We start from the raw sequence: 13,545 nt of genomic DNA, 5'->3' as shown, positions 1-13,545 counted from the left end.
TCACCGCCGATCAGACGGTGAGGATTTCCTTTTCCTTGGCCGCGAGCAGCTGGTCGATCTCGGCGATCATGCCGTCGGTCGCCTTCTGGACCTCGTTGGCGAAACGCTCTTGGTCGTCCTCGGAAATCTCGTGGTTCTTCTCGAGCTTCTTGACGACGTCGAGACCGTCGCGGCGCACATGGCGTACCGCGACCTTGGCCGCTTCCGCATATTTGTGCGCGACCTTGACGAGCTCCTTGCGCCGCTCCTCGTTGAGCTCGGGGATGCGCAGGCGAAGCACCTGGCCCTCGGTCGCCGGCGAAAGACCGAGATTGGAATCGACGATCGCCTTCTCCACCGCCTTGACCATGGACTTGTCCCACACCTGCACCGAGATCAGGCGCGGTTCCGGCACCGAGATGGTCGCAAGCTGGTTCAGCGGCATGTGGCTGCCATAGGCGTCGACCTGCACCGGCTCCAGCATGGAGGCTGAAGCGCGCCCGGTACGCAGGCCGCCGAGTTCGTGCTTGAGCGCCTGGGTCGCGCCCTGCATCCGGCGCTTCAATTCGTTGATATCAAAATTACCCGTGGCCATAACGCTCTTCCTCCTGATACGGCTCCTCGACGCGCCCGGCCGGTTCGGAACCGCGGCGCCGGTCAGCCAGCGACGATCGTGCCGTGGCCGTTGCCGCGCAAGATGGCGCCGATCGAGCCCGGCTCGGCGATCGAGAACACGATGATAGGCAGCGACGTTTCACGGGCAAGCGCGAATGCCGTCGCGTCCATAACCTTGTAACCGCCCGCGATGGCCTGGGAATGCGTCAAACGGTCGAACCGCTTGGCGGATGGGTCCTTCTTGGGATCGGCGCTGTAGACGCCGTCGACATTGGTGGCTTTCAACACCGCTTGCGCGTCGATCTCGGCGGCGCGCAGCACCGCCGTGGTGTCGGTGGTGAAGAAGGGATTGCCGGTGCCGCCGCCGAGCAGCACGATACGGCCCTCGGCAAGGTATTTGTGCGCCGCAGCGCGGGTGAAAAGCTCACAGATTTCGGGCATGACAAACGCCGACAGCGTTCGCGCCGGCGTTCCCTTGCGCTCGATCGCAGCCTCCAGCGCAAGGCAGTTCATGACGGTCGCCAGCATGCCCATGGTGTCGCCGGTCGGGCGCGACACGCCGCGCGAGGACACTTCGACCCCGCGCACCATGTTGCCGCCGCCAACCACGACAGCGACCTCGGCACCAAGCGCCCGGGCGGCGATCAGATCGCCTGCGATCCGGTCCACGGTCGGCTGATCGATGCCGGAGCCCTTGCTGCCCGCAAGGTATTCCCCAGACAGCTTGATCACCACCCGACGGTAGACAGGCTCGGCCATTGCGATCTGCTTCCCTTCCCCGCACGCGGCCGGCGTGCTTGGCACGCCGGAGCAGGACAGTCCGGCGGGTTACTTCTTGCCGCTGGCGGCAGCGACCTCGGCCGCGAAATCGGACTCTTGCTTTTCGATTCCCTCGCCGAGAGCATAGCGCACAAAGCCGGCGATCTTCACTGCTCCGCCGATTTTGCCCTCAGCTTCCTTGACCGCCTGGGCAACCGATTTGCCGCTGTCATGGATAAAGGCCTGTTCCAGCAGGCAAACTTCCTTGTAGAAGGTCTTCAGGCCGGACTCTACGATCTTCTCGATCACGTTCTCCGGCTTGCCCTGCTGGCGGTACTTGTCGGCCAGCACGTCCTTCTCCCGCTTGATCAGGGTCGGATCGAGCCCGGCCGGGTCGATCGCCAGCGGATTGGCGGCCGCGACATGCATGGCGAGCTGGCGGCCGAGCTGGGCGAGTTCGTCGGCCTTGCCGGCCGATTCGAGCGCCACGATCACGCCCATCTTGCCCGCGCCGTCGACCACGGCGTTGTGCACATAGCTCGATACCACGCCCTTATCGACCCGCAGCACGGCCGCGCGACGCAGCGTCATGTTCTCGCCGATGGTCGCGATCGCGTCCGAAATGGCGGCCTCGACCGTCACGCTGCCGACCTTGGCCGCCTTGATCTTCTCGACGTCGGCGCCGGCCTCGAGCGCGACCTGCGCGATCATCTTGACGAGACCCTGGAACTGCTCGTTGCGCGCAACGAAATCGGTTTCGGAATTGACCTCGACGACCACGCCCTTGGTGCCCGCGGTCAACGCGCCGATCAGGCCCTCCGCCGCAACCCGACCGGCCTTCTTGGCCGCCTTGGAGAGGCCCTTCTTGCGCAGCCAGTCCTGGGCGGCCTGCATGTCGCCACCGGTTTCGGTGAGCGCCGCCTTGCAATCCATCATGCCCGCGCCGGTGGATTCGCGCAGGTCCTTGACCATCGCTGCAGTGATCGTAGCCATCGTGAATGTCCTCTATGCCCGCTGGCCGGCCGCGTCGCGGGATCAGGAATCGCCGCAACGCCTGCCATCGGGAAATGCAAAACAGGGTGAAGGCCGGAACCGGTCCGGCCATTCGCGCAAATCTATTCGGCTTCGGCCGTGAGCGCCTTGGCCTTGGCCACCCAGGCATCGGCCCGGCTCGGAAGACCGACCTCTTCGCCGATCTTGTGGGCGGTATCGTGGTTGAGCTCGGCGAGCTGCCAGTAGTGGAAGATGCCGAGGTCGTTGAACTTCTTCTCGATCGCGCCCGAAACACCAGGCAGCTTCTTGAGGTCGTCGGCGGTGCCGCGCGGACCCGCCAGCCCCTGGAAGCCCGAGGCGGTCGATACCGCCGGCAGATCCTCCCGCATCGGCTGGGCGGCAGCGCCGATATCGATGCCAGCATCGCCCTGGCCGCGGGAAATACCGTCGATCGCAGCACGCGCCACGAGGTCGCAATAGAGCGAAATGGCGCGGCCGGCGTCGTCATTGCCCGGCACCACATAGGTGATGCCCTTCGGATCGGAGTTGGTGTCGACGATGGCGGCGACCGGGATGTTGAGCCGCCGCGCCTCCGCAATCGCGATGTCTTCCTTGTTGGTGTCGATCACGAAGATCATGTCGGGAAGACCGCCCATGTCCTTGATGCCGCCGAGCGAGCGGTCGAGCTTGTCGCGCTCGCGCTGCAGCGTCAGCCGCTCCTTCTTGGTGTACTGGGCGCCTTCGCCGGACGAAAGCATCTCCTCGAGCTGGCGCAGCCGCTTGATCGAGGCGGAAACCGTCTTCCAGTTGGTGAGCGTGCCGCCGAGCCAGCGCGAATTGACGAAATACTGCGCCGAACGCTTGGCCGCATCGGCGACGCCGTCCTGCGCCTGGCGCTTGGTGCCCACGAACAGGATGCGGCCGCCCTTGGAAACGGTGTCGCTGACAGCCTGCAGCGCCCGGTGCAGCATCGGCACGGTCTGGGCGAGGTCGATGATGTGGATATTGTTGCGGGCACCGAAAATGTACTCCGCCATTTTCGGATTCCAGCGGTGGGCCTGATGGCCGAAGTGCACGCCAGCCTCGAGCAGCTGACGCATAGTGAAGTCGGGTAGCGCCATGGTCTAATTCTCCGGTTGGTTCCTCCGGAAACGTGTGAGCAAACGAGCCTTTTCGGCCCGGTTGCCACCGGACGGCCTTTTCAGCCAAGTTTCCGTGTGAGATGGCCGGCTATATAGCGGTATTTTCCCAGGAAGCAAGGAAATACGGCCTGATCGAGACCCCGCCGGGCGCCGGTCAGGCCGTCGGAATCGGGGGCCTGACCGGCCGATCACCTAGCATTTGGCGACGTTCGGCGGGCATTTCTTCGCGGCAGCCGGCGCGGCCGGGCGCGGCGGCGGAGGTGGCGCCGGCCGGGGCGGCGGAGGTGGCGCCGGCCGCGCGATCTGGGGCGCCGGACGCGGCGGGGGCGGCGGCGCGGCCGCCCGTGGCGGCGGGGGCGGCGGGGCGACCCGGGTCACCTGGGGCTGGCGAACGGGGGGCGGCGGAGGCGGTGGCGGAGCGACCCGCCTCGCCTCAGGCCTGATCTGCGGCTGGGCGGCCGGCCGCATTGCCGGGGTCACCGGCCTCGATTGCACCGGAGGCGTCAGCTTCTCGCGCTGGGCCGGCTGCACATTGGCGTGCGACTGCGAAGGCGACTGCGAAGGCGGCGTCAACTTGGTCTCGCCGGGCTTTGCCGGGGCCGTATTGGCCGTATTCGCCGGATTGACCGTGTTGGCGCGCTCCTGAGCGTTCGAGTGCGCCGCCGTGGGCGACGTGGTGGTCGGCGTCGTCGTCTGAGGCGTGAGCTTGGCATTGGCCGGCGGCGAGACGCCGGACTTGGCATCGGACTTGGCGTTGACGCCAGGCGTTGTCGACGTTCCCCCGGGCCGGTTGGGGTTCGCCGTATTCGAACCCGTCCCCGGAGCACCCGGCTGCGTCGTGCCCAGCTTCGTGTTGGGCGTCAATCCGCCGGGGCCGGTCGTCCCCGGCGCGCCGCCCTTGCTCGCCTCATTGCCCTTGCCGGCCTGAACAGGAAGCGCCGTTCCGCTCGGGCTGCCAGGCAGAGCATTGCCTGGCTTGAGGTTCGCCGTTCCCTGTTGGGTCCCGATGGCAGGCCGGGTGCCCATTCCCTGCTGGGTCGCGGTTCCCGGCTTCGTCACGGCTACCTGCGGCGGCGGCGTCGTGGTGGCGGTCGTGGACGTCGCATTGGTCGGAAAGACCGCCTTGGTCGAGGTCTTTGCGTTCGTGTTGATGAGCGCGTGCTGGGGTACCGGCGCCTGGCCCGAGTTGATCGCCGCGGCTTTCATCTGCAGCGACTTCGATATCGGCGGCGCCGCGCCGGTCTGATTGTTGGCGGCAGCGGTCACGATATTGTTCTGCGTCGTCGGCGCAACGTTGATGGTGTTGTTGATGATCGTCGTGTTGTGGATGTTGTTGTAGATGATGTTGTTCGGCGGCGGCGCGACATAGACCGGCGGCTGGCAGAACACCGGAATCGGCACGAAAACCGGCTGCGGCAGGATGAACAACCCGACCGGCGCGTATGGCGGCGTCAGCACCACGAAATCCGGCGGCGGCGGCGGCAGGAAGAAGACCGGCGGCGGGGGCGGCGGCGCGAAGTCGAAATCCGGATCGCCGAAATAGAGCACCGGACGGTCGACATAGACGATCTCGTCCGGCGGCGGCGGCGGCAGGTCGTAGTCGATCATCGCAAATGACGGCGGTGGCTCCAGCGCCGCGGACAGGATCGTCAGGCGTCGCCGCGCATCCCACGCATGGGGCCCGCGCGGATAGCGCCGCAAATAGGACCAATAGGCGTCCGGCGTATCGGCGAGATAGGTGCGGCGCCACGTAATGGCCTCACGGCGCGCGGCGACGATCGCCCTCACCCGCTTTGCCAGGGGATCGCCGGGATAGGCGACGAGAAAATCCTCGTAGCCCTGCATCGTGTCGCGTGCGAGGGCCGCGGTGAACGCCTCCTGCGCGCCGAGATCGCGCATCGGCCGCTCGCGGATCGCGGCGACCTGATCGGGCGTGCCCTGCACGGGCGGTGCGTCCGGCGCGCGATCGAAGAAGGCGAACTGCGCCTGGATCTTCTGGGCATCCCAGGGGATTTGCGCGCCCTTGGTGTTCTCGCTGACACGCAGGCGCACGCGATCGAAAACCTCCGGCAGCGACAATCCGCCGGTGCGGATCATTTCAGCCAGCGCTTGGGCATAGGCGCCGTAGGGACCAGGCTCCGTCGGCGCGACGGTGCCGGGCGCGGCGTTGAACGCGATCAGCGAGTTCGGCGCGGGATCAACGAGGGCAAGGCCGCTCGCGATCGAGTTTCCGCCTTCGATGAAGGGCTGCTGCCGCGCGGCATCGAGCACGAAGACACTGGCTTTCAAAGGCGCCGAGGCGAATTCGCGCGTGTAGTCGCTGACCCGCAGCCCCTCGATCGGAATATCGGTGTCGCGGTTAACAGTGGCATCGACCGGAATGAAGTAGTTCTCGCCGGCGAGCTGCACGCCGTAACCGGCGAGATACACCATCGCGACCGTGTTGGCGGGATCGCTCTCCACTTTCTGCATGAAGTCGCGGAACGTCTTGCGCAGCGAATCGGCGTCGAGGTCGCGCGCCCCGACCACGTCGAAGCCAGCGGCCTGCAAGCTCTGGGCGATCAGGCCGGCGTCATTGGCCGCGGTCGCGAGCGGCGACTTGGCATAGGCGCCGTTGCCAACGACGAGCGCGATGCGCTTTTCCTGTTGCTGGGCGGCGGCCGGGCTCAGCGATCCCGAAAGCACGAGCAGACAAACGGAACAGAATGAGAGGATCTTGACCAGTCGCATGGGCGTTCCGCCTTGTTGCTTGGGAACACGGGTTTTGGGCATTCAGAGCCGTGCTGTCTGAACATCCTTTGAACGAAATACGTTGCCAACAAGGCAGGGCGCATGGCAGCCCGGCAAAAGACCGGCGCGCTGGCGAGGCGCCCGGGAATAACGCGCCAGCCCGCCTGGAGTTCAGGGCATCAGAGCGTCTGCACGTCGACGACGCCCGAGACCGCCTTCAGCGCGCCGGCGATCTGCGGCGAGACCTTGAAGCGACCCGGCAGCTTCATCTCGATCTCGGTCTCGAGATCCAGCATGAGCACGAGCGACACCTCGCCGTCGGCTCCCGCAGGCGGCGGCGCTGCCGGCTTGGCCGGCGTTCCGCGAGCGGCAGCGGCTCCGGCCGCCGGCTGGCTCTCCGGCATGTTGAGCCGCCTGGCGATCGAGTCCAGCGGCTTGGTGTCGCGCAGGAAGATGCGCAGGCCCTTCTGGGTCTTGGCGGCGGCATCGTCCAGCGGCTCGGCATGCAGCACGCGGGCGCGGATGTCCTCGCCCTGCAATTCGGCGCCGAGCTGCAACAGCACGGCGGCGCCCGGCTCCAGCAGCTCGCGGTACTGCGCGAGCCCCTCCGAGAACAACACCGCCTCGAAATGGCCGGTCGGATCGGACAGGCCGATGATGCCCATCTTGTTGCCGGTCTTGGTGCGCCGCTCCATCCGCGACACCACGGTCGCGGCCACCTTTCCCGCGGTGACGCCGGTCTTCACCGCGCGGGAAAATTCCGCCCAGGACTGCACGCGCAGCCGCTTCAGCACGGTCGCGTAATCGTCGAGCGGATGACCTGAAAGGAAGAAGCCGATCGCGTCATATTCCCGGCGCAGCCGCTCGGCCGGCAGCCACGGCTCGATCTGCGGCAGCATGATGGTCGGGGCATCAGCCGCATTGCCGAACATGTCGTTCTGGCCGATGGTCGCGGCCTCATGCGCGCGCTGGCAGGCGGCGAGGACCGCATCCGCCCCTGCGAAGACCCGGGCGCGGTTGGGCTCGAGCGTGTCGAACGCGCCGGCGGCGGCGAGGCTCTCGATGATGCGCTTGTTGATGGCGCGCGGATTGACGCGGGCGGCGAAGTCCGCGAGCGAAGTGAAGGCGCCCTTACTCTTGCGCGCCTCCACGATCTGCTCGACCGCCTGCAAGCCCACCCCCTTCAGCGCGGCAAGCGCATAGTAGATGGTGTTGTCGCCGACCTCGAAGGTGGCGCCGGACCGGTTGATGTTCGGGGCTTCAACCTTGATGCCGAGCCGCTGCGCCTCGGCCCTGAATTCGCTGAGCTTGTCGGTGTTGTTGAGGTCGAGCGTCATCGACGCCGCGATGAACTCCACCGGATAATGCGCCTTCATGTAGGCGGTGTGGTAGGACACCAGCGCGTAGGCCGCGGCATGGCTCTTGTTGAAGCCGTAGTCGGCGAACTTGGCGAGAAGCTCGAAGATGGTGTCGGCCTGCCCCTTCGGCACGCCGTTCTTCACCGAGCCGGCGACGAAAACCTCGCGCTGCTTCTCCATCTCGGCGCGGATCTTCTTGCCCATCGCGCGGCGCAGCAGGTCGGCCTGGCCGAGCGAGTAGCCCGCCATCTGCTGCGCGATCTGCATCACCTGCTCCTGGTAGATGATGACGCCGAAGGTCTCCTTGAGGATCGGCTCCAGGATCGGATGCAGGTATTCCGGCTCCTCGTCGCCGTGCTTGCGCGCGCAATAGGTCGGGATGTTGGCCATCGGGCCGGGGCGATAGAGCGCAACCAGCGCGATGATGTCCTCGAAGCGGTCCGGGCGCATGTCGATCAGCGCCCGCCGCATGCCCTGGCTTTCCACCTGGAACACGCCGACCACATCGCCCCGCGCCAGCATCTGGTAGCTCGGCGCGTCGTCGATCGGCAGGGTCGCAAGCTCGACGTCGACGTCGCGCTGCTTCAACAGCTTCACCGCGACATCGAGCACGGTGAGCGTCTTCAGCCCGAGGAAGTCGAATTTGACGAGGCCCGCCGGCTCGACCCATTTCATGTTGAACTGGGTCACCGGCATGTCGGACTTCGGATCGCGGTAGAGCGGCACGAGCTCGCTCAAGGGTCGGTCACCGATCACGATGCCGGCGGCATGGGTGGAGGCGTGCCGCGTCAGGCCTTCGAGCCGCTGCGCGATGTCGAAGGCCCGCGCCACCACGGGATCCTCGTCGCGGAAAGCCTGCAGCTTCGGCTCGCTGGCAATCGCGGCCGCGAGCGTCACCGGCGCTGCCGGATTCTGCGGCACCAGTTTGGTCAGCTTGTCGACCTGGCCATAGGGCATCTGCAGCACGCGGCCGACGTCGCGCAGCACGCCGCGCGCCTGCAGCGTGCCGAAGGTGATGATCTGGGCGACCTGGTCGCGGCCGTAGCGCTGCTGAACATATTCAATCACCTCGCCGCGCCGGTCCTGGCAGAAGTCGATGTCGAAGTCCGGCATCGAGACGCGCTCGGGATTGAGGAAGCGCTCGAACAGCAGCCCGAAACGAATCGGATCGAGATCGGTGATGGTGAGCGACCAGGCGACCAGCGAGCCGGCGCCGGAGCCGCGGCCCGGACCGACCGGAATGCCGTGCGCCTTCGCCCATTTGATGAAGTCGGAAACGATCAGGAAGTAGCCCGCATAGTTCATGCGGGTGATGACGTCGAGCTCGAAGGCGAGCCGCTTGCTGTAGTCCTCCTCCGTGGTCGAAGGCGACAGGCCGTGCACCTTCAACCGCCGCGCGAGCCCCTCCTCGGCCTGGCGGCGCAGCTCGGCCGCCTCCTCGGCCTGCGCGTCGGCGGCGCTTGCGCCTGCGCCGACCGTGAAGCGCGGCAGGATCGGCTTGCGGGTCATCGGCCGGTAAGCGCAACGCTCGGCAATCTCGATCGTGGACGCGAGCGCCTCCGGGATGTCGGCGAACAGCACGGCCATCTCGGCCCGGGTCTTGAAGCGGTGGTCGGTGGTGAGCTGGGTGCGCTCGGTCTCGGCGATCAGATGGCCGCCGGCGATGCAGAGCAGCGCATCATGCGCTTCATAATCGTCGTTGCTGGCGAAATAGGGTTCGTTGGTCGCGACCAGCGGCAGGCCCCTGGCATAGGCGAGATCGATCAGCCCGCCCTCGACGCGGCGCTCCTTGTCCAGCCCGTGGCGCTGCAATTCGATATAGAGGCGGTCTCCGAACACCCCGGCGAGCTGCTCGCAGCGCGCGGCGGCCAGCGCGTCATGGCCGGCGCGCAGCGCCAGCGCGAGCGGCCCGTCCGGGCCGCCGGTCAGGGCGATCAGCCCCTCCGCATTGTCTTTCAGCCAATCGACCTTGATGTGCGGCGCCTGATGCACCGGCGTTTCCAGGAACGCCCGCGAGTTCAAGCGCATCAGATTGCGGTAGCCGATCTCGCGCGCCGCCAGCAGCACGACGTGGGCCGGCGCAGCTGAATGCGCATTCCTCGCGTTCGGGTCCTGGTCGCCGAAATCGATCGCGAGCTCGCAGCCGACGATCGGCTGGATGCCGTAGCCGGCCATCTTGTCGGAGAATTCCAGCGCCCCGAACATGTTGTCGGTGTCGGTGAGCGCCAGCGCCGGCTGGCGGTCGGCCTTCGCGAGCTCGCCGAGCTTGGCGATCTTGATCGAGCCCTTCAGCAGCGAATAGGCGGAATGGACGTGGAGATGGACGAAACCGGCGCTGGACATGGGCACGCTGAATGACTGGAAGGTGGGCGGGCTCTAGGCTGCGGAAGCTGCCGGAGGAACCCGACTCGCACCCGCAATGCTGCCGCCTTGTAGCCTGGGTGTCCACGCGAGGGGCGCCCCTGGCGCGCCTCCTCCGGCTTTTCCCCAGCCCCGGCCGGGCGCCCTGATCAGAGCTGGGTGATGAGCTGGGCCCAGACCGCGATCATCCCGACGAACAGCGCCAGCGAAGTCAGTGCAGCCGCCTCTTCCACGAAAACCCTCAACATGAACGCCTCCTCGGACTAGAACATAGAGAGAACATTGTTCTTATTTTGTTCCAAGAGTCAAGCGAGGCTGAGACGGGCTTCGGAGGCGCCCGCGTTCATGGTTAAATCGGGTCGCGGTACGGTACGGGAGTGTCTTTTCTCCCGCATCCGCAGCCCTGTTTCATCGGCGAGAACGACGATCCGGACGTCCGTGGAAACCACGGCCTTTCGCGGCCCGCGCCCCGCGACCCGCCCCTTCCACGCTCTTGAGCGCCCGCGGCCCCGCATGAACGTGAGTTGACGCAAGACCTCCGGGGCGGTTGAGGTGCCGTCAAAGCTTTGTCCCAGGAGATTCTCATGCGCATCCTCGCCCTCGCCGTTCCCGTGATCGCGACGCTTGGCGCGGCTGCGCCGGCCAGCGCGCAGACCTACGGCCCGAACTATCCGATCTGCCTGCAGGTCTGGGGCCCGCTGAACTATTACGAATGCCGCTACACGTCGATGCCGCAATGTAACCTCTCGGCGTCCGGTCGCGCCGCGCAATGCATCGTCAACCCCTATTTCGCCGGCGCCAGAGCCTATCCGCCGCGGCGCGACCGCAGGCACCGCGGCTACTATCTGGACCATTCTTTCGGCTTCGATTTGTAGCCCTGGTCAGTCATTGCGAGCTCCCCGGCTCCGCGCGGCGGCGTCCCGCGCAATCACGTCGACAGGGCGCGCGACTTCGCATTCCCGCGGCGCTCGTCGCGTCCGGGTCCTGCATCTTTCATGTCCCTCGTCGTGGAGGGCGCAGGGAAAGCCAGGTGCCGATTGCACCCGCGGCCTCGTGCGCAATTAAAAAGCACACGAGTTAGTCACCACAGGTTCAACCGAAACAGTCCGGCCTTCCCTGCGCGATTGGTTTTAACGGCTTCCTTCGTGCTCTCCCCGGTGACCGGGCTTTCTTGCCACCGTCGTCAGCGGGTCACTACCCGCGAACTTGATGCCAGCGTCGGGGCATCAGGACCACACGACTTCGCCGTCCGCCTGCGCATCACTCGTCAGTTGATGCCAAGGCGTCCATCGCATCCCGCACCCAACGTTCGTGACGACGCGTACGCCCCTCTCACCGGTGCAGGACACGCCGAGGGAAGCCACTGATTTGCCCGACGGCTCAAGCGCAATATTTTTGCGCTGGGGACTGGACGACCCAAATCAGCTTGAAATCGCTTGCGAAATCGATTTTTGCGCGCATGCGCTTGAAGAAGCGTCGGGTGCTTCCGCTCAACGCCGATCGCTGGCGACCAGCGCGTCGCGGAGCGCCTGGATCTTTCGATTGAGCGCCGTGAGCTCATCGACCGTCATCCCGGATCGTTCGAGCAGCGTGTCCGTCAGGCATTTCGTCTTTGCGCGGAGATTCCTGCCCTTCGTTGTCAAACGAACATGCACCTGCCGCTCATCCTTGGTATCGCGTTGCCGCGCCAGGAAACCGGCCTGCTCGAGCCGTTTGACGAGCGGCGTGATCGTGCTCGGCTCTAGCGCAAGCCGGTCCGCAATCGCGGTAATCGTCCGCTCATCGCCTTCCCAAAGCGCGCTCAAGACCAGGTACTGCGGATACGTTATCCCGAGTTCGTCCAGCATGGGCTTATAGGCCCGATTGATCGCAATCGAGGTCCCATAGAGCGAGAAGCAAAGCTGGCTATCGAGAGGCACGTTGATCGAGGCCGACACGACTTTCTCCTTTTTCTGAAAGTCCCGCAGAAACTTATCACGATAAACAATATAGCGATAAAAAGTCGCTTGACAAGCATTCCGGACAGGCCTACGAAATGATTATCGTGATAATCATTATCACAATATAAATAATGGAGAGACCCAATGTCAGAGAACGCCAATGCCGCAGGAAACATCGTGCTGGTCCACGGAGGTTTCGTCGACGGTGCCGGTTGGGAGGGCGTCTACAACATCCTCAAAAAGGACGGCTACAAGGTCAGCATCGTGCAGAACCCGACGACGTCGCTGGCCGACGACGTTGCCGTCACCAAGCGCGTCATCGATGCTCAGGACGGCCCCGTCGTGCTCGTGGGGCATTCCTACGGCGGTGCCGTGATCACGGAAGCCGGCAACAACCCTCGCGTTAAGGGCCTGGTCTATGTCACCGCGTTCGCGCCCGACAAGAACGAGTCCGTCGAGTCGCTGATCAGCAATCCGCCCCCGGGCGCGCCGGTCCCCCCTATCCTGCCGCCGCAGGACGGATTTCTGCTGCTCGACCGCGCCAAATTTGCGGCTTCCTTTGCCGCCGACGTCAGCCCTGAGAAGGCTGCGTTCATGGCGGACTCGCAGGTCCCCTGGGGTTTAGCGGCGCTCGGCGGCGCGGTGACAAAGCCTGCGTGGAAAGACAAGGCCAGCTGGTACCTGGTGGCCACGGACGACAAAATGATTCCGCCGCCCGCGCAACGCTCAATGGCTCAGCGCGCGGGATCGAAGGTGGTCGAGACTGCCGGTAGCCACGCAGTCTACGTGTCGAAGCCGGCGGCCGTTGCGGCATTGATCGCGGAGGCTGCCCGGGCTGTTGGCGCCAAGGCGCACTAACGCTTCCTTGCGAAGCCAAGCTTCCTGACGGCGAACGGCTGGGTTTCCTCAGCCGTTTGTCCGCTCTCGATCCCCCGACAGACAGCGCGCATCTGCAAGCACACGCTTAATCCAGCTCGACGACCTGGCCGTTTTCCAGCGACACCCGGCGGTCCATCCGGCTGGCGAGCTCCATGTTGTGGGTCGCGATCAGCATCGCGACCTGGGTCGCCTTGACGAGCTGCATCAGCGCCTGGAACACGTGATCGGCGGTGTGCGGATCGAGATTGCCGGTCGGCTCGTCCGCAAGCAGCGCCCGGGGCGCATTGGCGACCGCGCGCGCAATCGCGACCCGCTGCTGCTCGCCGCCCGAAAGCTCCGCCGGCCGATGCTTGAGCCGCTCGCCGAGTCCGAGATAGCCCAGCAGCTCCGTCGAGCGCTTGATGGTCTCGGAGCGCTTCAGGCCGCGGATCATCTGCGGCAGCATGACGTTTTCCAGCGCCGAGAATTCCGGCAACAGCCGATGCGACTGGTAGACGAAGCCGATCTCGGTGCGGCGGATCTGGGTGCGCTCCATGTCCGACAATTGCGAGGTCGGCGCGCCCGCGACATAGACCTCGCCCTCGTCGGGCGTCTCGAGCAGGCCCGCGATGTGCAGCAGCGTCGACTTGCCGGAGCCCGAGGGCGCGACCAGCGCCACCGACTGTCCGGCCCACAGCGCGAGCTTGGCGCCGTCCAGGATGATCAGCGGCGCCTCGCCCTGCACGTACTGGCGCTTGATCTCATGAAGATAGATGACCGGTGCATCTTCCGCCCCCTCTGCCATCAGCC

10 protein-coding genes are annotated in these 13,545 nt (G+C 65.8%); 2 read left to right on the top strand and 8 right to left on the bottom strand.

Annotation, left to right across the window (positions count from 1 at the left end; genetic code table 11):
* Positions 1-10 precede the first annotated feature (10 nt).
* The 6 genes from frr to dnaE form a co-directional block, all read right to left on the bottom strand.
* Positions 11-574, bottom strand: a complete 564-nt coding sequence (gene frr, locus QOU61_RS17785) for a ribosome recycling factor (RefSeq protein WP_289661055.1) — start codon at positions 572-574, stop codon at positions 11-13.
* 62 nt (positions 575-636) lie between these two features.
* Positions 637-1,353 (bottom strand): UMP kinase, encoded by a 717-nt coding sequence (gene pyrH / locus QOU61_RS17780; RefSeq protein WP_289661053.1) that lies wholly within the window; start codon positions 1,351-1,353, stop codon positions 637-639.
* 69 nt (positions 1,354-1,422) lie between these two features.
* Positions 1,423-2,346, bottom strand: a complete 924-nt coding sequence (gene tsf, locus QOU61_RS17775; RefSeq protein ID WP_289661051.1) for a translation elongation factor Ts — start codon at positions 2,344-2,346, stop codon at positions 1,423-1,425.
* A 122-nt stretch (positions 2,347-2,468) separates the two neighbouring features.
* Positions 2,469-3,467, bottom strand: coding sequence for a 30S ribosomal protein S2 (locus tag QOU61_RS17770; RefSeq protein WP_289661048.1), 999 nt, complete (start codon positions 3,465-3,467; stop codon positions 2,469-2,471).
* 213 nt (positions 3,468-3,680) lie between these two features.
* Entirely contained in the window at positions 3,681-6,218 is a 2,538-nt protein-coding gene (locus tag QOU61_RS17765; RefSeq protein WP_289661046.1) for a caspase family protein, read from the bottom strand.
* A gap of 179 nt (positions 6,219-6,397) precedes the next feature.
* Positions 6,398-9,919: a DNA polymerase III subunit alpha gene (dnaE, locus tag QOU61_RS17760; RefSeq protein ID WP_289661045.1), complete on the bottom strand. Its 3,522-nt coding sequence runs from the start codon at positions 9,917-9,919 to the stop codon at positions 6,398-6,400.
* Positions 9,920-10,521: 602 nt separating this feature from the next.
* Here dnaE and QOU61_RS17755 point away from each other — a divergent pair.
* Positions 10,522-10,812: a DUF3551 domain-containing protein gene (locus QOU61_RS17755; protein ID WP_289661043.1), complete on the top strand. Its 291-nt coding sequence runs from the start codon at positions 10,522-10,524 to the stop codon at positions 10,810-10,812.
* A gap of 615 nt (positions 10,813-11,427) precedes the next feature.
* Here QOU61_RS17755 and QOU61_RS17750 read toward each other — a convergent pair.
* Positions 11,428-11,862 (bottom strand): MarR family winged helix-turn-helix transcriptional regulator, encoded by a 435-nt coding sequence (locus QOU61_RS17750; RefSeq protein WP_502876963.1) that lies wholly within the window; start codon positions 11,860-11,862, stop codon positions 11,428-11,430.
* Positions 11,863-12,021: 159 nt separating this feature from the next.
* Here QOU61_RS17750 and QOU61_RS17745 point away from each other — a divergent pair, with 159 nt between their 5' ends.
* Complete coding sequence (locus QOU61_RS17745) at positions 12,022-12,735, top strand: alpha/beta hydrolase (RefSeq protein ID WP_289661039.1); 714 nt, start codon at positions 12,022-12,024, stop codon at positions 12,733-12,735.
* Positions 12,736-12,841: 106 nt separating this feature from the next.
* On the opposite strand, the gene QOU61_RS17740 is transcribed toward QOU61_RS17745, so the two are convergent.
* On the bottom strand, positions 12,842-13,543 hold the full coding sequence (locus tag QOU61_RS17740) for an ABC transporter ATP-binding protein (protein WP_289661581.1): 702 nt from the start codon (positions 13,541-13,543) through the stop codon (positions 12,842-12,844).
* Between the last annotated feature and the right edge of the window lie 2 nt (positions 13,544-13,545).

Source organism: Bradyrhizobium sp. NP1, from assembly GCF_030378205.1.
Lineage (GTDB): Bacteria > Pseudomonadota > Alphaproteobacteria > Rhizobiales > Xanthobacteraceae > Bradyrhizobium.
This window is presented reverse-complemented; position numbering and strand designations above follow the sequence as displayed.

Bases quoted from the DNA above. Each gene is read 5' to 3' on its own strand.
- QOU61_RS17765 (WP_289661046.1), bottom strand. From the start codon at position 6,218: ATGCGACTGGTCAAGATCCTCTCATTCTGTTCCGTTTGTCTGCTCGTG.
- tsf (WP_289661051.1), bottom strand. From the start codon at position 2,346: ATGGCTACGATCACTGCAGCGATGGTCAAGGACCTGCGCGAATCCACC.
- QOU61_RS17745 (WP_289661039.1), top strand. From the start codon at position 12,022: ATGTCAGAGAACGCCAATGCCGCAGGAAACATCGTGCTGGTCCACGGA.
- dnaE (WP_289661045.1), bottom strand. From the start codon at position 9,919: ATGTCCAGCGCCGGTTTCGTCCATCTCCACGTCCATTCCGCCTATTCG.
- pyrH (WP_289661053.1), bottom strand. From the start codon at position 1,353: ATGGCCGAGCCTGTCTACCGTCGGGTGGTGATCAAGCTGTCTGGGGAA.
- frr (WP_289661055.1), bottom strand. From the start codon at position 574: ATGGCCACGGGTAATTTTGATATCAACGAATTGAAGCGCCGGATGCAG.
- QOU61_RS17755 (WP_289661043.1), top strand. From the start codon at position 10,522: ATGCGCATCCTCGCCCTCGCCGTTCCCGTGATCGCGACGCTTGGCGCG.
- QOU61_RS17770 (WP_289661048.1), bottom strand. From the start codon at position 3,467: ATGGCGCTACCCGACTTCACTATGCGTCAGCTGCTCGAGGCTGGCGTG.